Origin of the sequence: Arthrobacter sp. NPDC056691, assembly GCF_042791415.1 — a bacterium.
Lineage (GTDB): Bacteria > Actinomycetota > Actinomycetes > Actinomycetales > Micrococcaceae > Arthrobacter.
The window spans coordinates 1-20,817 of the sequence record NZ_JBHTXX010000034.1; the positions used below are offsets into that span (position 1 = coordinate 1).

A 20,817-nucleotide genomic window follows, 5' to 3' on the forward strand; every position below is an offset into this window, starting at 1 on the left:
GGTCCCATTCCGAACCCGGAAGCTAAGACCCACAGCGCCGATGGTACTGCACCCGGGAGGGTGTGGGAGAGTAGGTCACCGCCGGACAACCATTAGGTCGAGGACCCCAACCACCAGGTTGGGGTCCTCCCGCATTTAACACCGGCTTAGCCGGTATGCTGCTCTCGCCTCTAATTCTCCGTGGGAATCAAGGGGTGACTATTGGGGACTTTCCGGCCTGGTACCAAGGTTTTCACAGGGTAAATCCAGAAATTTCCATTGTTTCTCGATGGCATCGGGCTACGGTGTTCCAACGCGCATCGACGCTGATGCGCCCATAGGACAAAGGAGTCCCTGATGCGTTCCAGATCAGACTTCCCAGTTGGCCGGAGAAGAGGCGAAAGAGCGCGCTCCAGGCGCGGGTTTTCTCCGGCCAAGTGGTTATCAGCAGTTACCACGCTTCTGTTTGTCTCCGCTATTTCATTCATCGGTGGTGCGGCCCAGGCGGCTACCGTCACGATCGGTCCCTCCGCAGATGCGGTGGTCAAACGGGACTCACCCAACACAAACTTCGGCACCGCGATCGGGCTGAAGGCAGACAATTCCCCGATCGAGATGTCATTCCTCAAATTCACGGTGGCTGGCACCGGAAACACGGTCACCGGTGCCAAGCTCCGGCTGTTCATAGCTGACCCGTCCAACCTTGGCGGCCAGTTCCGGCGGGTGCAGAACACGACATGGGGCGAAAGCACGATTAACTGGAACAATGCGCCGGCGGCTGACGCGGCCGTGATTGCTTCGGTGGGGTCCGCGCCGACCAACACGTTTGTGGAGGTTGACGTCTTCAGCATTATCAAAGGTGACGGTACGTACTCCTTCCGGATCAACAACACGTCCTCCGACGGAGTGATCTACGCCTCGAAGGAGGTTGCGGACACCGCACACAGGCCGCAGCTGGTCCTCACGACCAACGGGACCCCGCCTCCACCGCCTCCGCCCCCGCCGCCACCACCGCCGCCCGCCGCAAACCCTTGCGGTAAGACGGCAGCTCCGCCGGCCACGTACGACCACGTGATCTGGTTCCTTTTCGAGAACAAGACGTACTCGCAGGTTATCGGGAGCGCGAATGCCCCCTACATGACCCAGCTTGCCCGGCAGTGCGGTTCCGTGACCACCTGGAGTGATGCCGGACTGGGTCTGCCTTCGCTTCCCAGCTACTTGGCTTTGACGTCCGGCAGCACGCAGGGCGTGACCTCCGACTCGGATCCCGGCAATTTGCCGCCTATCACGGCGGACAATATTTTCCGGCAGGTGAGGACGGCTGGGCTGACCTACAAGAGCTACGAGGAATCCATGAGTTCGAATTGCCGGTTGAGCGGTTCGGGCCTGTACGCGGTCCGGCACAACCCAGAAGCGTATTACCAGGGTCCGGGGGATAGGGCGGCGTGCGCTATCAATAATGTCCCGCTCGGCACACCGGCATCGGGAAATCTCCAGCGCGACCTGGCCAACAACACGTTGCCGAACTTCTCCTTGATCACGCCGAATGTCTGCAACGACATGCACGACTGCAGCATCGCAACTGGTGACACGTGGCTGTCCGGCTGGCTCCCGGCCATCCTGAACAGCCCCACCTACCAGGCCGGCCGGACTGCAATAGCGGTTGTGTTCGACGAAGACACGCCAGTGCCCAACTTCATTGTTGCGCCGTCGGTGGTGCCCGGAACCACTGTGCAGGGTTCCTACAGTCACTACTCGCTTCTCCGTTCCACCGAGGAAATGCTGGGAATTGGCCCCCGGCTGCTCAACGCAGGCAATGCACTGAGCCTGCGGCCGGCCTTGAATTTCTAGGCACGGAGCTGCAAAGGCCCCAACGCAACACCGACGGCGCCCGGCTGGGGAACATTACCCGGCCGGGCGCCGTTGTGTGTTGGTAGCACACTCGGCTGCCCTGCCAACCTCCATCGAAGGACACTTCATGCCCCAGCGCACCATCCTTATCACCGGAGCCAGCGACGGCATCGGGGCAGCAGCCGCACGGAACCTGGCGAACGCAGGCGAGCGGGTCGTCGTCGTCGGACGTTCCCCCGAGAAGACCGCAGCGGTGGGCAAAGAACTGGGTACCGACTACTTCGTCTGCGACTTCGCCGAGCTGGGGCAGGTGCGCCAGCTCGCCGCTGCGTTGCGGGAGAGGTACCCGCGGATCGATGTCCTGGTGAACAACGCCGGCGGGATCATGCGCGGCCACGAGCTGACCGTGGACGGCCACGAGAGGACGTTCCAGATCAACCATCTGGCGCCGTTCCTGCTCACAACCGAGCTGCTGGAACTTCTCACCGCCAGCCGTGCCGCCATCATTAACACCTCAAGCGCTGCGAACGGTTTCGGTCAAATCGATCTGGCGGACCTCAACTCGACCCGAAACTACTCGACCAACCGTGCGTACGGAACCGCCAAGCTGGCAAACATCCTGTTCACCGCCGAACTTCAGAACCGCTACGGGAAAGACGGCATCTCGGCGGCCGCCTTCCACCCCGGCGTCGTGGCGACCAACTTCGCGGCAGAGTCCACGAGCTGGTTCCGCCACGCCTACAAGACCGTGCTGAACAGGTTCCTGCTCCCGGCGGAGCAGGGCGCCGACACACTCGTGTGGCTCGCCTCGTCTACGCCCGGCCGGGACTGGGTACCCGGCGCCTACTACGCGAAGCGTGCACTGGCGAAGGCGAACAGTCAGGCTTACGACGCCGAGCTGGCCCGGAAGTTTTGGGAACGCAGCCTGGAACTGGTCAGTGCCGGCGAACCCGTGGACAGGCCTGAACTCGACAACGCCTGAGGTCCACCCGGTCCGGGGGCCGGTATCAGCCCCCGCAGCCCACGCCGTCGCTGCAGCCAGCGCCCTCCGGGGCTGGTTCCTGTTCATGCTTCCCCCCAACTGTCCTGCAGTCATTTACGAACTACGGAGCGAACGCAGCACGCGATAGTCGTGCGCAGTTCTCCCCGGCAATCCGCACGCCTCCTGGTTGGCCTTACCTTGAGGGACGCCAGAAAGGTCCCCCAATAGAGAGGCCCCAGAGGCGTGCGAAAGGTGAGGGAGGGTTTGCGTTTAAGCGGCAGGAGCTGAGGGAGGGTTTGGGTTTAGGCGACAGGAGCTGATGGGGCGTTCGTCAAAACGTTGCGGTAACTGAGGGGGCGTCGGCAGAAAAACGGCGAAAGGTGAGGGCGCGTTCGAAATCAGCGGCGCAGGCGTAGCCCCTCAAGCGCCCCGAGTGCTGCGGTTGAGCGGCTGATGGCCTGCTCGAGGCCAGTCTCGGATTCGGGCACCGAGAACAGGTAGCCCTGCATGGCGTCGCACTGAAGGTCCGTCAGGTAGGCGGCCTGCTCGGAGGTTTCGATGCCCTCCGCCGTGACGCTAAGGCCCAGGCTGTGGGCCATGTTGATCATGGAGCTGAGGATCGGCAGTTTCTCCGCGCCGGTGCGGACCATGGAGACAAAGGACTGGTCGATCTTCACCGCGTCCACCGGCAGGTCCTGCAGCCGGCCCAGCGACGAGTATCCGGTCCCGAAATCATCGAGGGCCACCCGGACGCCGGCGCTGCGCAGGCTCGCGAGCTGGCTGATCACGTGGTCGTCGGCGTCGAAAAACACGCTCTCCGTCACCTCCAGCACCAGCTGCCGGGGATCCATGCCGTGGGACTCGGCCATGCCCAGCACACTGCCGGCGAAATCGCAGTCCCGCAGCTGCACGCCGGACACATTCACCGCCAGTGAGCGCTCCGGACTGCCCGAGAGCCAGGGTCCGAGCTGGAAGAAACTCTCCCGCATCATCCGCAGGCCGATCGCCGAGATCAGCCCGCTGCGCTCCGCCGTCGGAATGAACTGCGACGGCGGCACATTCCTGCCGTCGCGCTCCCACCTGGCCAGTGCCTCGAACTGGATCACCTCACCTAGCCGCGGCGAGACAACCGGCTGGTAGCTCACGCTGATCTCATCGTTGTCGACGGCGAGCCGCAGGCCAGCCTCCATGTCCGTCCGCTGCACCAGGGCCGTCATCATCTCCGGCTTGAACCTCATGTACCGGTTCTTGCCCGCGGCCTTGGCCGCGTACATGGCCACGTCCGCGCGCCGCAGTAGCTCGGAGGCAGCCACCGCGTCCTCGCTGAGGGAGGCGATCCCCAGGCTCAGGCTGGGCCGCAGCATGGACCCTTCGATCCGGACGGGAACGTTGAGCGACTGCACGATCCGCTCAGCGACGGACTCGGCATCCGTGGATCCGGTCAGGAGCACGACGAACTCGTCGCCTCCCAGCCGGGCCACCGTGTCGTCTGGCCGCACGCACGCCGTTAGCCGGCGGGCCACCTCCACCAGCATCTGGTCGCCGGCGGCATGACCAAGGATGTCGTTGACCTCCTTGAAGTCGTCAAGGTCCAGGAGGAGGACGTCGACGGCGGCACTGTAGCTGCCGTGCAGCGCTTCGGACAGCTGGTCATGGAACAGCTTCCGGTTCGCCAACCCCGTCAGCGGATCCTGGAACGCCATGGCCTTGAGCTGCGCGGCCTGCTCTGCGAGGTCCGCCATCGCCTGTCGGGCCTGTTCCTGCGCCCGGCGCCGCGGAGTAACGTCCCGGAAGCTCCAGACCCTGCCCACCACTGCGTTGCCCACGCGTTGCGGCCGTGAGTAGCGTTCAAAGGTGCGGCCGTCGAGGAACTCCAGGGTGTCGTGGCTTTCGGCGGTGGGGTGCGCGTAGAGCTCGTTGACCTTGTCCACGAAGCTTTCGGGATGCGAGAGCAGGCCAAGCACGTAGTCCATCACCGCGGCGTCATCACCTGTGGCCATCAGTTCGCGCGGGATACCCCACATTTTGGTGAACTGCTCGTTGATCCCGGCGATCTTGCCGTCGATTGCCACAACGAGGATGCCGTCGGCCGTGGACTCCAGGGTGGCGCTGAGCAGCGACATCGCTTCCCTCAGCTCGGCGTCGGCCTCCTGCCGGTGAAACGTGGGCCGGACAGACGCGACCAGCGATGGGCCGCCGTCGGACTCGAGCAGTGAACAGGCCACCTCGCCGTGGAACTCCGTGCCATCACTGCGCAGGCCGTAGGACTCAAAGGGGGTCCGGGCATCGGCGCTGTCTCCGGACTCGCTGCGCAGGCTCGCGAAAAGCCGGTCGAAGCCGCTGCGGTAGCCTTCGGCGAGGAGCATCCGGTGGTCCTCGCCGACGAGCTGAAGCCTGGCGTAGCCGAAGAGCCGCTCCGCGGCGGAATTGACCTGCGTGATGACCCCGTCAGCGCCGATCACCAGAACCGCGTCCGGAAGCGCATCGAACACGGCAGCGTAGCCTGCGGCCGGATCCCGCTCAGGGCGTGGGGAAGCCGCCGTCATGCCGCCGGTGCGTGAGACCGCGAGAAACTCATTGAGCGTCCACCCCCTCACCTCGATCATAGAGGGTGGTTAAGGCGGGCTCGACCCTTGGGCGGGCAGGTGTTTTGGTTTCGCTCCCCGCCGGCACCCTAACCTCGCAAGCTCGGCCAGGGACCCCGCCGGTGTGGGCCCAGGCTCAACCAGCGGCGGGGGCGTGCTCCGGTGCCATGGCCGCCTGGGTGCCGAGACCGCGCACCGTCCAGCCCTCGGCCTGCCATGCCGCAGCGTCCAGCACGTTCCGTGCGTCCAGTACCGTCCGGCGCCGTACCAGCTGCCCGACGGCTGCCGGCGACAGTTCGCGGTACTCGGCCCATTCGGTCAGCAGCAGCACCAGCTCGGCACCCTCAAGGGCCCGCGTGGCAGAGGCCTCGAAGCGCAGCTGCGGGTAGCGCATCCACGAGTTGTTGATGGCCTTGGGGTCCGTCACCGTGACGTGCGCGCCCGCCGAGGCGAGCCTCAGCGCGACGTCGAGCGCGGGGGAGTCGCGGATGTCGTCCGTGTCCGGCTTGAACGCTGCACCCAGCACGGTCACCGTCCGGCCGGCGATCATGCCGCCGCAGAGTTCCCGGGCAACCTCCGCGGTCCGGGCACGCTGGCCCACGTTGACGGAGTCCACCACACCCATCCAGTCGTCCACCGACCGGACCTCCAGAGCCTGCGCCTGGGCCCGGAAACTGCGGATGTCCTTGGGCAGGCAGCCGCCGCCGAATCCCAGTCCGGCATGCAGGTACCGGTTGCCGATGCGCGGATCCATGCCCATCGCCTCGCTCAGTTCGGTGACGTCGGCACCGGCGGCCTCGCACAGTTCCGACATCGCGTTGATGAAGCTGACCTTCGTCGCCAGGTAGGCGTTCGACGCCGACTTGATCAGCTCCGCCGTCGCGAAGTTGCACACGAGCCGGGGGATGCCGGCGCGCAGCAGTGGCTCATACACGGCGTCCAGCACGGCGGTCACGCCGCGGGCGGCCCCTTGCGTGCCGTCGCTGCGGCGCCCGAACGCGCCCTCCTTGCCGCCGGGCACCCCGTACACCAGCCGGTCCGGCACCAGCGTGTCCTTTACCGCGGTGCCCTGCCGCAGGAATTCCGGGTTCCACCCCAGCAGGACGTCCGGCCGCGCGGCGAGCATGCGTCCCAGCTTGTCAACGGTGCCCACGGGCACGGTTGACTTGCCGACGACGGCGGCACCCCGGCTCAGGTGCGGAAGGAGACTTTTGGTGGCGGAGACCAGGTAGCTGAGGTCGGCGCCGTCGGACGTCTTGGACTGCGGCGTGCCCACGCAGAGGAAATGGATCTGGGCCCCGGCGGCGTTAGCGAAGTCCGTGGAGAAGCTGAGGCGACCGGTGGCGCGGCCGTCGCGGAGAAGCTCGTCAAGTCCGGGTTCGAAGAAGGGGGTGCGTCCGCCGGCCAACTGCCCGGCGCGTGCGGGATCGACGTCGATCCCCACCACGGTGTGGCCCATCGACGCGAGCGTGGCCGCATGCACGGCGCCGAGGTAGCCGCAGCCGATCACGGAAATCTTCACAGGGTGGCTCCTTGGGTGCTCTTGGTTTCGGGTTCCGCTGATCGGGCCTGTCGAGATCGAGGTCCGATAGCGGGTGTGTTGGTCTCGGTACGCTCAACAAGTGGTGTGCCGGCCATGACGTCCTTGTAGTGCCGCACCAGCTCCGCGCACAGGGCCGGCCACGTCCGCCCCTGAACCGAGGCGTAAGCGGCCGCCGCGAACGCGCGGCGCTTGGCGCCGTCGCCCATCAGGTCCATCACGTGCCGGCGCAGTCCGGTCAAATCACCGGGCTCGTAGAGCCAGCCGGTGCGGGAATTCTCCACCAGGTCCAAAGGGCCACCGCGGCCGGTGGCCACCACCGGAACGCCGGATGCCATGGCCTCCTGGATGGTCTGGCAGAAGGTCTCAAACTCGCCCGGGTGGACGAACAGATCGAATGATGCCACGGCCCGGGCCAGCTCCTCGCCGCCGAGGAAACCGGTGAACACTGCATTGGGAAGGGCTTCCTCCAGCGCCGTCCGTTGGGGACCGTCGCCCACGATCACCAGGCGGGTGCCGGGAACGTCCGCCAGCACGGCAAGGTCCTCCACCTGTTTCTCCACCGCGAGCCGGCCGACGTAGCCGATGATCCGCTCACCGCCCGGCGCCACGGATGCCCGCCACCCGGCGTCGCGCTTTTCCGGTGCAAAACGCGCGGTATCCACACCGCGCCGCCACATGCCCACCCGCAGAATCCCGCGGCCGCGCAACTGGTTCAGCGCGAAAGTGGACGGCGCCAGCGTCCGGGACGCCAGGAGATGGATGTTTTCCACCCGGTTCCAGGCCCAGTTCTCCAGGAACGGCACCCCGTACCGGGCGGCATAACTGGGAACCTCGGTCTGGTAAATTGCCACCGTGGGGATCCCCAGCTGATGCGCGGCCTGCGCCGCCCGCCAGCCGAGCACGAACGGCGACGCCAGGTGGACCACGTCCGGTGCGTAGTCGGCAAGGATTCTCTTGACCCGGTACACACCTCCCAGCGCCACCCGCACGTTCGTGTAACCCGCCAGCGGAACGGAGGGCAGCCGGTGCACAAACGCGCCGTGCACAACGTCCAGAACATCAGCGTCCGACGTCGACGGCGCAATCACCAGCACCTCATCGCCCCGCTCCTGCAGATGCTCAAGCACTCGCAGGATGGAGTGCGTGACTCCGTTCATCAGCGGCAGGAATGATTCGGCAACGATAGCGATCCTCACCCCTCAACGGTGTTCCCGCCGTCTAGCCGTGCGGGGGAGCGGGCGTGACCGGAAAGGGAAGGTTGGGTTAACAGGCGGGGGCTACCGTGCCCCGTCGCGGAGGACGTCCGGCAGCTCGTCCACGAAGACGGTCTGCGGCGGTTCGAAGTAGATGACCAGCACCTCGTCACCCACCGTAAAGACACTGACCTTGTCGAACGGGTAGGCGTGGAAGGCGCTGGTGCCGCCGCGGTAGGCGAGCATGACCTCCCCCACGGTTCCGGGGCCGATCTGTCCGCTCACCCTGCCGATCTTCCCGGTCAGGCTCCGGTCAACATTCTTGTGCACCATGTCCCTCGGCTTTTTCTGGGCTTCCCTCGGTTTTTTTGGCTTCCTGGGCTTCCTGGGGGCGCCGTTCCTAGGCGCCGGGCTGCTTCGGCGGCTGCTTGGCATGGTTCTGCCCGTTTTTGAGGGCAGTCGACAGCCGGGGCAGGAACGAGCCGGCCTGGGTGATGATTTCGCCCACCATGCTGTTGAGGCCATCGGCGCCGTTCAGCACGGTCAACTGGTCCACATGGCCGAACGGCTCGGCCGCCGCCGCCACGATGGCCGGCATGTTCTCCGCCAGTTGCTGGGAGATGACGGCATCCTGGTTGCTCTCCAGTGCCTCGCCGCGGGCCTTGATGCCCTCCGCCTCGGCCAGCGCCTTCGCCTTGATGGCGGACGCTGCGGCGTCGCCACGCGCCTTGGTGGCTGCGGCCTCGGCTTCGCCGGTCACACGGGTGGCGCCGGCAATCGCTGCCGCCGCACTCGCGCTGGCCTGCGCCTCCACTTCCACCCGGCGCGCATTGGCCTGCGCTTCGAGTTCCGTCCGCTTGGCGCGCGCCTCGGCCGCACTGATGTCCGCTGCCTTCTGGGCCTCCGCCTCGGTGCGCTGTGCGTAGGCCTTGGCGTCGGCGGGCTTGCGGATGGTGGTCTGCAGCTTCTGTTCCTCGCGGTCTGCCTCGAGCTTGGCCACCTCGGTTTCCTGGACCACCACCTGCTGGCGGGCCGTGGCGTCTGCCAACGGGCCGGCCTGTGCCGCGTTGGCCCTCGCCCTTTCCGCGTTGGCCTGCGCGGCCGATTGCTTGATGGCGGAGACGCTCTGGGCATCGGCGATCTGTGCGGCGGCCTCGGCCTCCCGCTCCGCAGCCTCGCGGTTTCTGGTGGCCTCGGCGATACGGGCCTCCATTTTGACCTGGGCAATGTGCGGTTTGGCGATGTTCTGGATGTAGCCCGTGGGGTCCTGGAGGTCCTTGATCTGAAGGGAATCCACCACCAGGCCGAGCTTCTCCATTTCCACGCCGCTCGCGCCGCGGACCTGGGACGCCAGCTTGTCGCGCTCGCGGATAATTTCCTCCACGGTCATGCTGCCGATAATGGAACGCAGGTGGCCCTCGAAGACGTTGTATACCTGGCTTTCCATTTTCGGCTGCTGGCCCAAAAACCTTCGGGCGGCATTGGCAATAAACGCGGGCGCGTCCCCGATTTTGTAAATGACAACGCCCTCCACCACAACCTGGATGCCCTGGGACGTGACGCAGGAAACCTTGAGCTCTGTCTCGTTCAGAGTGAGGGACAGCGTCCGGACAGTCTGCAGGCCGGGAAGCACCAGTGCGCCCTTGCCGGTAACGATCTTGAAGTCCATGCCGTCGGTGCTTTCCAGCGTGCCGCGCGTCAAACCGGAAATGATGAGGGCCTCGTTCGGTTCGGCCACTTTCCACATCAGTTTGACGGCCAGCCAGATGACCAGTATGCCCAGCAGCACCGAGGCAACAATGACAATCAGGGGCAGAATGGCTGCCAGGTTCTCCACGGCGGTGTCCTCTCAGTGCAATTAGAAGGCCCAATGCATAGCCGCAAACCCTTCGAAGCGCCGGATTGCCAGCTGTAATAGACAGTGTGGTGCTGCGTCCGGGCTTAGTCCAGCAATTCGGGCCGGTTAAGATAGCGGGCTCTCAAGCCAGGCCGAGTGTGGTCCAGGCTCTGGCCGGCGGCCGGCGCCGGCTGTAGTGTCGGCGGTGATTGCCGGATCCCGACTTGAGGAGCGCACGTGGCACTGACCAAGGGCACGGAAGTGGAATGGAACACGCCGCAGGGAAAGACCCACGGCAAGATCGTGGAAAAGAAAACCAGCGACTTTGAGCTCGACGGCAACACCCACCGGGCGAGCGACGATGAACCCCAGTACGTTGTGGAGTCCGCGAAGACCGGGGCGAGGGCCGCGCACAAGGCGGGCGCGCTGACTGAAAAGTAGGGCAAGCTACCGCCTGACCCAGAGACCCTGACCCCGGACACCTTGCCTCCAGACACCCTGACCACAGACACCCTGACCACAGACAAACGGCCGGCCCGCGCAGAGCGGGCCGGCCGTCGTCGTACTTTGATCTTCTGGGTGTACTGACCGTTACGTGTTTTGGACGTGGTCCTTGGCGTCGGTGGCGGTGGCTTTGACGTCCTCGGCGGCGGTTTGGCCTTCGTCTTTGACATGCTGGGCGGCGTCGGTGGCGGTGGCCTTGACGTTTTCCACGGCTTCCTGGGCGGGTTCCTTCCAGCCCTGGGCCATGTCCTTGGCGGCTTCGGTCAGTTGGGTGGTGACCGGTTCGGCCGCGGTCTTCAGTGCGTCGGCGGCTTCGCGTTCCTTCTCGCTCGGCGGGATGAGGGACGAGACGAGCAGCCCGGCGCCGAACGCGATCAAGCCAGCGGCGAGGGGGTTGCCCTGGGTTTTGGCGGCGACCTGGTGGGGTGCGTCGGCGATCGCTTCGCCGGCGTCGTGCAGGGCGTTGCCGGCGGCATCGGTGGCCTGGTGCACGCCGCCCGCGGTGGAGTGGGCGGCGTGGTGGAGGCTGCCGGTGGTGCTGTGGGTGGGGTGGTCTGCAGTGCCCATGACTTTGTCCTTTACTCCGAAGACGGCGTCCCTGACTTTGTTGGTCTGGCGGTGGACGATGTTGGAGGGGGTGACCTTGTCGGCGACCGCGTCCACGTTGGTGCCAAGGCGGGCGCGGGTGGCTTCGATGTCGGCGCGGATGGCGTCCGGGTTCTCGCTCATCGGTGGTCTCCGTTCGGTTTGAGGGTGGGCGGGATTTCCCGGGCGGTTTCGAGGGTCTGGGGCATGCCCTTGATGGACTTGAGTTCCTTGCGTCCCACGCTGGCGAGGATCGCGGCGATGATGCCCCAGATGACGGCGACGACGACGGCGGACCAGCCCAGGCCCATCAGCTCGCCGAGGGCGTACCAGAGGGCGACGGAGAGGAACAGGAGCACGAAGTGCCCGGCGATGCCGGCGCCGGCGAGCATGCCGCCGCCCTTGCCGGCGCGGGTGCCGGACTGTTTCAGTTCGGCTTTGGCGAGTTCGATTTCCTGCCGGATCAGGGTGGACAGGTCCCGGGTGACCTCACCGAGGAGGTCGCCGAGGGATGTGGTGTCGGCCTTGGCGTGCGCGGCCGTTTGCGGCGTATCGGGGATCTGGCTGCTCACAGGGGACGACCTCCACCCTCGGTATCGTCTGTATCCCGCCGCCTCGGCTCGCCACGTCCTGGTTCGCCGGGGGCGGGCTCACCGAAGGCCGGCTCGCCGACGCCCGGTTCACCATAGGCCGGTTCGCCGTAGGTCTGTTCGCCGTAGGCGGGCTGGCCGGTAGCGGGCTCGCCGTAGGCGGGCTGGCCATAAGCGGGCTGGCCCGTCGCCTGTTCCCCGTAAGCGGGTTCGCCGTAGGCTGGCTGGCCTGTGGCCGGTGCTCCGTAGGCTGGTTCGCTGGGGGCCTGCTGGGTGTAGGCGGGTTCGCCGAGTTCGGCGTGGTCATAAAGCGGTGCGCCGGCCCCGGCGTCCAAGCTGCTTTCGCCGATCGGCGGCTGCACGGGGTAGGGCGGAACGGCGCCGGCGGTCGATCCGATGCCGGTTGATGTCCCGGTTTCCGGAGCGCCGGCCTGCAGGCTGCGGCCGAGGCGCCCGGCGAGCAGGCCCGCGCCTGCAGCGAGGAGCAGGAAGGTGCCGGGACGCTGGCGGGCGAAGGACTTCACCTCGTCCAGCAATGAACCCGGGTCCCTGTTGTCGAGCCAGGACGCGACGGATTCCGATCGGTCGGCGGCCTGCCGGACCAGGTCCGCGGCCACGCCCTGCTGGTCGGGCGCGTTGGCCATGGTGCGCAGCTGCGAGGAGATGTTGCGGATGCCTTCGGCGGCCTTTGCCTGCTGGGTGCCGGCCTGGTCCGTGAGGTCAGACTTCGCCTGGTGCAGCAGATCCCGGGCGCTGTTCTTGGCTTCATATGCCACGTTCTTCGCCTCGGTCTTGGCGGTTTGGGCCACGTTCTGGGCAGCCCCGGCAGCGTGGCCGGCGACGTTCGCGGCCTCTTCCTTTGCCACGTCCTTCTTCGAGGACGCATCATCCTGATAGCCGGGGGTGCCAGTGTAGTCAGTGGTGCCCGCCCCAGTTATGCCTCCGGTGGTGCCGGCGCCGTAGCCCGAATTCTGTGTGGCCGGGGGAGTGGTGAGGTTTTCATCCTGCGGCCATTGGTTCTCAGTCATCTTCGCTCTCTCTTTCCGAAAGGGTCAGCTGCTGTACAGGGAACCAGCGTTGCTGGCATGCAATGGTAAGCATGTTTACTATCAAATAGTAAGCACCCTTGTCATTATTTCCCACCTACGCTGGCGGATCCCATGAAAAAAGCTAAGTAGGCTTGCCAATCTGATTGTAAGCATGCTTAGGGTGTAGGTGTGAGGCCGGACTGGCAGCCTCGGGGCGACGGCGGATGACCGCCACGCACGGAAACTGCCGCTTCTGGGCGGGGACAGCGCGCCGTGTGGCGTCGCATCGCCGTCGCCGGTTCAACGTGAACGGACAGAGTGAACAAGAAGTCAACATCCAAGGAGACAGAGTGCTCGCGAAGGAACACATTGACGACCTGATCAACAAGAACGGAAACATCCTCTCCGCGGACGGAGGCAGGATAGGTTCTCTCGGTCAGGTTTATGCGGACGACGACAACGGGCAGCCCACGTGGGTAACCGCACGCACAGGCCTGTTCGGCACCTCCGAATCCTTCATCCCCCTCGAAGGAGCCCGCGTTGAAGGAGCCAACATCGTGGTCCCGTACACCAAGGACCAGGTCAAGGAAGCCCCGCGCGTGGAAGCGGAGGGACACCTTGATCCGGGTGAAGAAGACCTGCTCCATGAGCACTATCAGCTGAACGGAACGAAGACTTATGCCGAGGCGAGGAGCGGGCACGCCGCCGGCGCCGACGACTCAGCGGGGCGGTCCGCTGCCAGCCTGTCCGCCACTGAGCGGGACGCAGGGTTTGCAGCCGCAGGCGATGGCGAAACCTACGGCGCAGCGGCGGGAGCTGAGACCGAGGCTCGCAGCGCAGCCGGACTCGTGGACGGCAACGCCACGACCCGTTCGGAGGAACGGGTCAACGTCGGAACCCAACGGCAGGCCGCCGGCGAAGACGGCACCCGCCGCTGATTTGCCCAGCACCGGGGCCGGGTTTCCGGTGTTGCCGGCATTTCCGGCTGGCGGCGTTGCCAGCCGGGCTTAAAGGGAAAGAGGGTTACACCGATGGTCCCGAATCCTGACGCGGAGCAGTGGGGACCTCACCAGCTGCTGTCCATGGCCGCCAGGCTTGTCCAGCGCAGGCAGGACCAGGCCTTGGCTGAACTCGGGCTCACGCATGCCGCAGTCATAGCACTGCAGGGCCTCCTCGACGGTCCGCTGAACCAGGAGGAGTTGGCCGCGGTCATCAGGGTCCGCAGCCAGTCCATCGGCCGGGTCCTGACACGGCTCGAGGGGGAAGGGCTTGTGGCCCGCGAGGCGAGTTCACTGGACCGGCGGCACAACGAGGTATCCATAACGGAAGCAGGCCGCCAGGCACTGGAGGCGGCACGGAAAGCCGAGCAGGAGGCGCTGCCTCCCGATGTGGTCGAGGGGACCGTCCTGGGCCGGGAGCTGGCGCGTGTCATCAGCTACTTTCCCGGCCGCACCCAGACGGGCTCGGTCAGGAAGCAGAATTCGTCGGCGGCAGTCGAGAAGGCGGCCGGGGAGGCAGCGGAAGGGGCAGCCCCCGTTGCCGCAGGCGATGTTGCAGCGCAGGGCGCAACGCCGGCGCCGCAGGACACCGCCGGAGGAAAACAGAAGCCAAACGGCGAGAGCGACTCCGGTATTCAGCAGAAGGATTGATCACCAAGGAAGGAGAGTGTCGCCGCGCCGCGCGCGGCGACACTTCCTTGTTGCCTCCGGCCCGTTCTCAGGGCCAGCCAGCGCCCAAGCTTCGCACGGGCATCTCTAGTGCCGCTGTTGCATCGGATCCGGCCAGTTGCCGATGACGCCGGACATAGGATCCGGCCAATTGCCGATCCGTCCGCGCATCGGGTCCGGCCAGTTTCCGATTCGGCCGCCAACGGCTCCGGACTGCGGACGGGACGGACGGGGGGCAGCAGACAGCGGGGCGTGCGTAGACATGACATTTTCTCCTGACTGAACGTGTGGTCCTTGCGCAGGGTTGCGCAGGTGGTCTTTTCTGCCCGGAAAGTGGGCAGGGCTGACCTGTTCAGTCGGGGGAACACCCCGGATCAAAGGCTGGGCTGGCGGGAAGGTGCTGGGCGGCGTCGAACATGCGGGCGCCGGCAAGCAAAGGGGTGCGGTCCCAGTCTCCCGCCACTTCGGCGGCCTGGGTGCCGGAGGAGCCTTCAGACCCCGACGAGGAGTTCCCCGACGTTCCCTCGCTTACGGCGAAGGCCTGTAGGTGGGCGTCACCGGGCAGCGCACCAAGGTTCACTTTGTGGGTAGCAGGGTTGACCGCTGCCGGCTCCGGCCGCTCAGGTGTTGTCATCTGGAGCTCGGCCAGCGTGAGGCCCGTGCCGGCGAGCGGCAGACCTGCGCCAACAGCCTGCCCAGCGCGGAGGAGCGTCCCGTCCGGAGCTGCCGGCACGGTCCCGTCTGCGGCTTTGTCAGTGGTCGAGCCAGGCCTAACCGCCGAGGGCGAAACGCTCTGTGACGGCACGGCAAGATCTGGTTGTTTGCCCCCGGTGTCGGGTCCGGGCGTCGTCGGCGTGACACCCGGTACGGGAACTGCGGGCAGTTCCGGGGCCGGCACTGATGGAACAGCCACCGGTGGGACGGGCACCAACGGAACCGGCAATGAAGGAACCGGCAATGAAGGAACCGGAACTGACGGGACGGGGATCGCCGGTACTGAAGGGATCGCCGGCAAGGCCGGCAGGGGCAGGTGGGGCACCGGCGGAACGATGTCTTCCGCGGTGGTGATCAGGCTGTCCGCCTTGTCGAGCACGGGCGCCGTCGTGGCCGTTACGGCCGTGGTCACTGTGGGGACCACCGTCGATGCCCTGTTCACCACGGTGCTGACGGTGTTCGCAACTGCGCCGGCGACGGTCGACACAGGCCTGGTAACCGGAACCGGGAGGCTGGGTGCCGGCGGCAGTGCAGGAATTGCCGGCAGCAGCCTGGTGGCCGGGGCAACCTGGGAGGCGCGGGAGGCCAGCGGGACAGACGCTGGGGACTTCACGACGGCAGCCTGGGGTGCAGTGTTGAGAGACCCTGTGTTCAGAGGCGCTGTGTTCAGGGAACCGGTGCCAAGCGGGCCGGCCGTTCCGGAGTCCGCGGAGGCGGCGCCTGCGGATGCTGTGCCCCAAATAACCCAGGCCAAGGCCACGAGAAGGGGCAACAGGAGGACACGCACGACGGCAGCCGTGTGGAAGCGCGAGCTGTTGCCCATTCGAATCACCCCCCAGCGCAATGGGAGACCAGAATATGCCCGGCACCCGGTTCCGTCCAGAGGAAAAATATTCGCGCATGGGCCAGGTGCCGGGAATCGCAATAAAATTGAAGCAGAAGGTGCTCAGAGGATGTCTGGATCCATCGTCGTCGTCCTGGTGCTGCTGGCCGCAATCGCCGCCGTCGCCATTGCGGCAACGGTGCGCGCCGTGTTGCGCGACGGACGCAGCGAGGGCAGGAGCGAACCGTCCGAGGAGCCGTGGACAGCCGGGAACCTGCCCAGTGAGCCCTACGTGCAGATTCGGTTCAAAACGGGTTTGTAACAGGCCCCGCCGTGGCGAACAGTCCGGATGCCGCCGCCCTGATCAGGCACGACGGCGGCACCAGCCTTTGGGTCACTCCGCAAGTTGGGCTGGGGAAGAGACGGCGGCCAGGCACGCCGGTTTTCGGCAGGCTCAACCGGCGTCCTGCACCACCGGATGGTCGCGCCGCAGGTTCCCGAGCGCGGAGGCGCCCTGCGGCGAGCCCAGCTCTTCGAAGAACTCCACGTTGGCACGCACGTAATCGGCCCATTCGTCGGGGACGTCGTCCGAGTAGTAGATCGCCTCCACCGGGCACACGGGATCGCAGGCGCCGCAGTCCACGCACTCGGAGGGGTGGATGTAGAGCGAGCGCTCGCCTTCGTAGATGCAGTCCACCGGGCATTCGTCGATGCAGGCCTTGTCCTTCACATCCACGCAGGGCTGCGCGATCACATAGGTCACGGCAGGCTACACACCCGTGTAAACGGTCTTGCCCCACGTGAAGAAGTCCAGCGCGGACTTCCCCTGTTCGCGGAACGTGTTGGTGGAGGAGTCCTTGACGCCGCCGAACGGTACGTTCAGGTCCAGGCCTGCCGTCGGGCGGTTGACCTTGATGACGCCGGCCTTGGCGCGCGCGGCGAAGTCGGTGGCCAGGGCGAGGGAGTCGGTGCAGATGCCGGCGGTGAGGCCGTAGCGGGAATCGTTGATCGCCGCGAGGCCAGCCTCGTAGTCCGGGACCTCGAGGACGGCCACCACGGGTCCGAAGATCTCCTCGGTCACGGCGGCGTCGTCGAACGGAAGGTCCGTGAGGACGGCGGCCGGGAAGCGGAACCCGGCGTCCGTGCCGCCGTCGTACGAGCCGTGCAGCAGCGTGGCGCCGCGTTCGACGGCGGTGCGCACCGCCGCCCTGTTCTGCGCGAACTGCTGGCTGCTGACGACGGCGCCCATCTTTGCGCCCTCGAGCCCGTCGCCGGGGGTGTACTGCGCGGCCTCTTCGGTGAGGGCGGCCAGGAATTCCTCGCGGATGCCCGGGGTTACGTAGACGCGGGACGTGGCGGTGCAGGCCTGGCCGGTGAGGCCGAACGCGCCGGCAGCCACCACCTGGGCGGCCCTGCGGGGATCGGCGTCGTCCAGGACCAGTACGCCGTTCTTGCCGCCCATTTCCAGCTGGACCCGGGCGCGGCGGGCGTTGAGGATCTCCTGCAGTCCGAGACCCACGTTGGTGGAGCCGGTGAAGGACAGCCCGGCGATGCGGGGATCGCGGGCCAGGGCGTCGCCCACCACGCGGCCCTTGCCGTGGACCACATTGAACACGCCGGCGGGCAGTCCGGCGTCCTGCAGGGCGCGGGCCAGGTGCGTGGCGGAGAGCGGGGTGAGCTCGGCCGGCTTGATGACCACAGCGTTGCCGCTGATCAGCGCCGGGGCGGCTTTCCAGGCGGGGATGGCGATGGGGAAGTTCCACGGCGTGATGAGCCCGACGACGCCGAGCGGCTCGCGGCGGGTGGTGATGGTGGTGTCCGGAAGGCCGCTGGGCAGCACCTCGCCGGTGGCGGCCCAGCCGAGGGAACCGAAGAAGCGCAGAACGTCGGAGGCGCGCTTGACCTCGCCCTTGGCCTCGGCCAGGGTCTTTCCCTCTTCCCGGACGAGGTCCTCGGCGATCGCGGTCTGGCGGTCCAAGAGAAGGTTTCCGGCGGCCATCAGGATGGCGCCGCGGGCCGGGGCGGGCAGGGCTGCCCAGGCCGGCTGGGCGGCGGTGGCGGCGGTGATGGCGGCGTCGACGTCGGCGGCGGTGCCGCTGGGGGAGAGGGCGGCGAGCTCGCCGGGGCGGGCCGGGTTCATCCGCTCGGTGTCGGCCCCGCCGAGCCATTCGCCGTTGATGAGGTGACGGGCGGTGATGAGGTCCCGCTCGGTGGCGGTGCCGGTCGCAGTTGAGGTGTCTGATGCTGTGGAAGTCATGGTGTTCCTTCGGGGAGTCTGAGCAGGGTATGTGCGGGGCGGCTAGGGCGGTTAGAGCCCGCGGATGAGGCCGCCGTCGCAGCGCAGTGCGACGCCGGTGATGTAGGAGGCCGGGGCGCTGCAGAGGAACGCCGCGGCGGCGCCGAATTCCTCGGGTTCGCCGTAGCGGCGGGCGGGGATGGTCTTGCGGGATTCGAGCTGGATTTCCTCGGGCGTGGTGCCACGGCGCTTGGCGGCGGCCTGGTCGAGCTCGGCCACCCGGTCCGTGGCGATGCGTCCGGGCAGGAGCATGTTGACCGTGACGGCGTCCAGGGCCACCTCGGCCGCGAGGGTCTTGAGGTAGCCGGCCAGCGCGGCGCGGCCGGTGTTGGACACGGCGAGGTTGGGCAGCGGCGCCACAACGCCGCTGGAACCGACGGCGAGGATCCGGCCCCAGCGCCGTTCCCGCATGCCCGGCAGGATGTGCGAGACCAGGGCATGGTGCGGTTTGACCAGCTGTTCGAACGCCGCGGCGATGTCGTCGGCGCCGAGGGTGGCGGCCGCGCCGGGCTTCGGGCCGGGACCGTTGAGGACCAGGATGTCGACTGGCCCCAGGGCGTCCACGGTCTTTTCGACGGCGGTGGCCACGCCTTCCGCCGTGCTCAGGTCTGCCTCAATGGCGACGGCGCTGTGGCCTTCCTCCTGAAGCTGGGCCGCGATTTTTTCGGCGCGCTCGCGGCGCCGGCCGGTGATGGCCACGCGGGCGCCCTCGGCCGCGAGGGCCCGGGCGACGGCGAGGCCCAGGCCGCCGGTGGAGGCTGCCACAAAAGCGGTTTTGCCGCTGATTCCGAGGTCCATTAGTTCCTCCCAGCCGTGGCGAGGGCGGCGGCCGGGTTCGGGCCAAGGGCCTCGGCGGCCTCGGCCAGATGCGTGCGCAGCGCCGTCCGGAGGACTTCCGGGAACGCCGCGGCAGGGGGCCGGACGCCGGGATCGGCAATGAGTCCGCGCTGGTGCAGGCATTCCTTGCGGATGGCCAGGGCGATCTTCGCCTGCTGCTCGAAGTTGATCAGCGGCAGGTAAGGCAGGAGGGCTTCGCGGGCAGCCTCGTAGCCCTCGCGCTGCCAGGCCCGCACACAGGCGATTAGCGCCTCGGGGTAGGAGAACCCGGTCATTGCCCCGGCGGCGCCGGCCATCAGCTCGTCCAGCAGTCCTTGGCCGCCGAGGCCGCCAAACACGGCGACGTCCATGGCAGCCGTCAGCTGGCCGATGGCCACCGAGGTGGGCGGGGCCTCGGCCTTGACGGCGGTGACGAAGCTGCAGGCCCGCACCACGGATATGAGCGCCTCAGTGCTGATGCTGACGCCGCTGGCCAGGGGGTAGTCCTGCAGCACCACATTGGCACCGGTGGCCTGATGGATGGCGTTCAGATGGGCGGTGACCACCGCGGGGTTGGCAGAGTTGGCCTGGACCATGACGGCGGCGAGACGGTCCCCGGTGGCGGCTTGGATGGAACGGATTTCCTCGACGGCCGTGCCGGTGTAGAGCGAGGTCACTCCCACCACGAGCGGCAGCCGGGTTTCTTCCATGACTACTTCCAGCACCAGGCCGCGTTCGGCCGCGGTCAGGGCAGCGGCCTCGCCGAAAACGCCCAGGACCGTAAGCCCGGTGGCGCCGATCGACTCGTAATAGGCCGCGAGTCCGGCCAGGCTGTCCGTGTCGACGTCCATTGTGCTGCCTTGGAACGGTGTGGCGACGACGCCCCACACTCCGGGTGTCAATGACTCCCGCATAGGTTTCTCCTTCAAAGCTGTTGGTGTTCTTCGGGCGGCCGGACTTCAGCCGGCTGGATCGGTGGAACGGCTAACGTCCGGGCCACACCGGCGGGCGCTTCTCCTGGAAGGCGCGGACGCCCTCGGCGGAGTCCTCGCTGTCCAGCGCCGCCATGAGGGCCGGGAGCCGGAGCCCGCGGGCCTCGGCGGCGGTCAGGTGCGCGGTCTGGATGACCATCTGCTTCACGGCCCGGACGGAGGTGGGGGCGCACGCGAGGATTTGGTCCACCCAGCGCTGCACCGCGGCGTCGAGCTCGTCCGCGGGGACCACTTCGTTGACCAGGCCCATGGACTGCATTTCCGCAGCCCCGGACTTCCGGCCGGTGAGGAGCATGCCCATCGCTTGGGTGTAGGGGATCCGGCGCACCAGCTGGTGGATGCCGCCGTCGAGCGCCAAACGCCCGACGCGCGGTTCCGTCAGCCCGAAACGGGCCGTGTCCGCGGCCACCACGATGTCCGCGCCGAGCACGATCTCCATGCCGCCGCCCAATGCGTACCCGTTGACCTTGGCGATGACCGGGATGTCCAGCGTGGTGCGCAGGCTGAGCCCGCCGAAGCCGTTGGGGTCCAGGTCCGCCCAGTATTCGAGGCCGGTCTTGTCCACGGCGGCGGCGGACATGTCCGCGCCCACGCAGAAGGCGCGGGTCCCTGCGCCCGTGATGACCACGGCCCGGACGTCGGGGTCGGCCTCGAGCTGGTCCCAGATCTCGTCGAGCCGGGCCTGGGCGTTGCCGTCGACGGCGTTGAGCACGTGCTGGCGGTCGATGACCACGGTGGCGACGTGGTTTTCGATGGTCAGGGTTACCTGATCCACCGGTGACGGGGAAGCGGAAGCCGACGGGGCCGCCGTCGTGCGTTCTACAGAAACGGC

Annotated in this window: 20 protein-coding genes and 1 rRNA gene; 7 read left to right on the forward strand and 14 right to left on the reverse strand. The window is 67.1% G+C overall.

What is annotated here, in order from left to right; genetic code table 11:
- The 3 genes from rrf to ACFRAU_RS21215 all read left to right on the forward strand — a co-directional run.
- Positions 1-87 (forward strand): 5S ribosomal RNA (gene rrf, locus ACFRAU_RS21205); the annotation flags it as partial.
- A gap of 432 nt (positions 88-519) precedes the next feature.
- The gene (locus tag ACFRAU_RS21210; RefSeq protein WP_378001362.1) at positions 520-1,830 is read left to right on the forward strand and encodes an alkaline phosphatase family protein; all 1,311 of its coding nucleotides are present in this window, start codon (positions 520-522) and stop codon (positions 1,828-1,830) included.
- 127 nt (positions 1,831-1,957) lie between these two features.
- Entirely contained in the window at positions 1,958-2,812 is an 855-nt protein-coding gene (locus ACFRAU_RS21215) for an SDR family NAD(P)-dependent oxidoreductase (protein WP_378001363.1), read from the forward strand.
- Between the two features lie 398 nt (positions 2,813-3,210).
- Here the strand turns inward: ACFRAU_RS21215 and ACFRAU_RS21220 are convergent, their stop codons facing one another.
- The 5 genes from ACFRAU_RS21220 to ACFRAU_RS21240 all read right to left on the reverse strand — a co-directional run bounded on the left by ACFRAU_RS21220 (position 3,211) and on the right by ACFRAU_RS21240 (position 9,970).
- Complete coding sequence (locus ACFRAU_RS21220) at positions 3,211-5,358, reverse strand: putative bifunctional diguanylate cyclase/phosphodiesterase (protein ID WP_378001400.1); 2,148 nt, start codon at positions 5,356-5,358, stop codon at positions 3,211-3,213.
- Positions 5,359-5,533: 175 nt separating this feature from the next.
- On the reverse strand, positions 5,534-6,919 hold the full coding sequence (locus tag ACFRAU_RS21225) for a UDP-glucose dehydrogenase family protein (RefSeq protein ID WP_378001364.1): 1,386 nt from the start codon (positions 6,917-6,919) through the stop codon (positions 5,534-5,536).
- The gene (locus ACFRAU_RS21230) at positions 6,916-8,136 is read right to left on the reverse strand and encodes a glycosyltransferase family 4 protein (RefSeq protein ID WP_378001365.1); all 1,221 of its coding nucleotides are present in this window, start codon (positions 8,134-8,136) and stop codon (positions 6,916-6,918) included. Before ACFRAU_RS21230 ends, ACFRAU_RS21225 begins: the two co-directional genes overlap by 4 nt.
- Positions 8,137-8,217: 81 nt before the next feature.
- Positions 8,218-8,463: a hypothetical protein gene (locus ACFRAU_RS21235; protein ID WP_377998055.1), complete on the reverse strand. Its 246-nt coding sequence runs from the start codon at positions 8,461-8,463 to the stop codon at positions 8,218-8,220.
- A 70-nt stretch (positions 8,464-8,533) separates the two neighbouring features.
- Complete coding sequence (locus ACFRAU_RS21240; RefSeq protein WP_378001366.1) at positions 8,534-9,970, reverse strand: flotillin family protein; 1,437 nt, start codon at positions 9,968-9,970, stop codon at positions 8,534-8,536.
- 237 nt (positions 9,971-10,207) lie between these two features.
- Here ACFRAU_RS21240 and ACFRAU_RS21245 point away from each other — a divergent pair, with 237 nt between their 5' ends.
- Positions 10,208-10,411, forward strand: a complete 204-nt coding sequence (locus ACFRAU_RS21245; RefSeq protein ID WP_377998049.1) for a DUF2945 domain-containing protein — start codon at positions 10,208-10,210, stop codon at positions 10,409-10,411.
- Positions 10,412-10,561: 150 nt separating this feature from the next.
- On the opposite strand, the gene ACFRAU_RS21250 is transcribed toward ACFRAU_RS21245, so the two are convergent.
- Genes ACFRAU_RS21250 through ACFRAU_RS21260 form a run of 3 tightly spaced genes read right to left on the reverse strand, consistent with a single transcriptional unit; the run spans position 10,562 to position 12,677 of the window.
- Positions 10,562-11,203 carry a DUF3618 domain-containing protein gene (locus tag ACFRAU_RS21250; RefSeq protein WP_377997879.1) on the reverse strand — a complete coding sequence of 214 codons (642 nt, stop codon included), beginning with the start codon at positions 11,201-11,203 and terminating at the stop codon, positions 10,562-10,564.
- Entirely contained in the window at positions 11,200-11,631 is a 432-nt protein-coding gene (locus ACFRAU_RS21255; RefSeq protein ID WP_377997880.1) for a phage holin family protein, read from the reverse strand. The genes ACFRAU_RS21250 and ACFRAU_RS21255 overlap by 4 nt, the downstream gene beginning before the upstream one ends.
- Positions 11,628-12,677: a hypothetical protein gene (locus ACFRAU_RS21260; protein WP_378001367.1), complete on the reverse strand. Its 1,050-nt coding sequence runs from the start codon at positions 12,675-12,677 to the stop codon at positions 11,628-11,630. Before ACFRAU_RS21260 ends, ACFRAU_RS21255 begins: the two co-directional genes overlap by 4 nt.
- Positions 12,678-13,027: 350 nt before the next feature.
- On the opposite strand from ACFRAU_RS21260, the gene ACFRAU_RS21265 reads away from it, so the two are divergent.
- Together ACFRAU_RS21265 and ACFRAU_RS21270 are read left to right on the forward strand one after the other, a co-directional pair.
- Positions 13,028-13,615 (forward strand): PRC-barrel domain-containing protein, encoded by a 588-nt coding sequence (locus tag ACFRAU_RS21265; RefSeq protein ID WP_378001368.1) that lies wholly within the window; start codon positions 13,028-13,030, stop codon positions 13,613-13,615.
- Between the two features lie 93 nt (positions 13,616-13,708).
- Entirely contained in the window at positions 13,709-14,326 is a 618-nt protein-coding gene (locus ACFRAU_RS21270; RefSeq protein WP_378001369.1) for a MarR family winged helix-turn-helix transcriptional regulator, read from the forward strand.
- Between the two features lie 370 nt (positions 14,327-14,696).
- On the opposite strand, the gene ACFRAU_RS21275 is transcribed toward ACFRAU_RS21270, so the two are convergent.
- Positions 14,697-15,881, reverse strand: coding sequence for a hypothetical protein (locus tag ACFRAU_RS21275; protein ID WP_378001370.1), 1,185 nt, complete (start codon positions 15,879-15,881; stop codon positions 14,697-14,699).
- A gap of 130 nt (positions 15,882-16,011) precedes the next feature.
- Between ACFRAU_RS21275 and ACFRAU_RS21280 the strand changes: the two genes are divergently transcribed.
- Positions 16,012-16,203: a hypothetical protein gene (locus ACFRAU_RS21280; RefSeq protein WP_377997885.1), complete on the forward strand. Its 192-nt coding sequence runs from the start codon at positions 16,012-16,014 to the stop codon at positions 16,201-16,203.
- A gap of 132 nt (positions 16,204-16,335) precedes the next feature.
- Here the strand turns inward: ACFRAU_RS21280 and fdxA are convergent, their stop codons facing one another.
- The 5 genes from fdxA to ACFRAU_RS21305 form a co-directional block, all read right to left on the reverse strand.
- Positions 16,336-16,644, reverse strand: coding sequence for a ferredoxin (gene fdxA, locus ACFRAU_RS21285; RefSeq protein ID WP_378001371.1), 309 nt, complete (start codon positions 16,642-16,644; stop codon positions 16,336-16,338).
- 6 nt (positions 16,645-16,650) lie between these two features.
- Positions 16,651-18,138, reverse strand: coding sequence for an aldehyde dehydrogenase family protein (locus ACFRAU_RS21290; protein WP_378001372.1), 1,488 nt, complete (start codon positions 18,136-18,138; stop codon positions 16,651-16,653).
- Between the two features lie 51 nt (positions 18,139-18,189).
- Positions 18,190-18,975 (reverse strand): SDR family oxidoreductase, encoded by a 786-nt coding sequence (locus tag ACFRAU_RS21295; RefSeq protein ID WP_377997888.1) that lies wholly within the window; start codon positions 18,973-18,975, stop codon positions 18,190-18,192.
- Positions 18,975-19,907 (reverse strand): dihydrodipicolinate synthase family protein, encoded by a 933-nt coding sequence (locus ACFRAU_RS21300; RefSeq protein WP_378001373.1) that lies wholly within the window; start codon positions 19,905-19,907, stop codon positions 18,975-18,977. Before ACFRAU_RS21300 ends, ACFRAU_RS21295 begins: the two co-directional genes overlap by 1 nt.
- A 70-nt stretch (positions 19,908-19,977) precedes the next feature.
- Positions 19,978-20,760 (reverse strand): enoyl-CoA hydratase-related protein, encoded by a 783-nt coding sequence (locus ACFRAU_RS21305; protein WP_378001401.1) that lies wholly within the window; start codon positions 20,758-20,760, stop codon positions 19,978-19,980.
- Between the last annotated feature and the right edge of the window lie 57 nt (positions 20,761-20,817).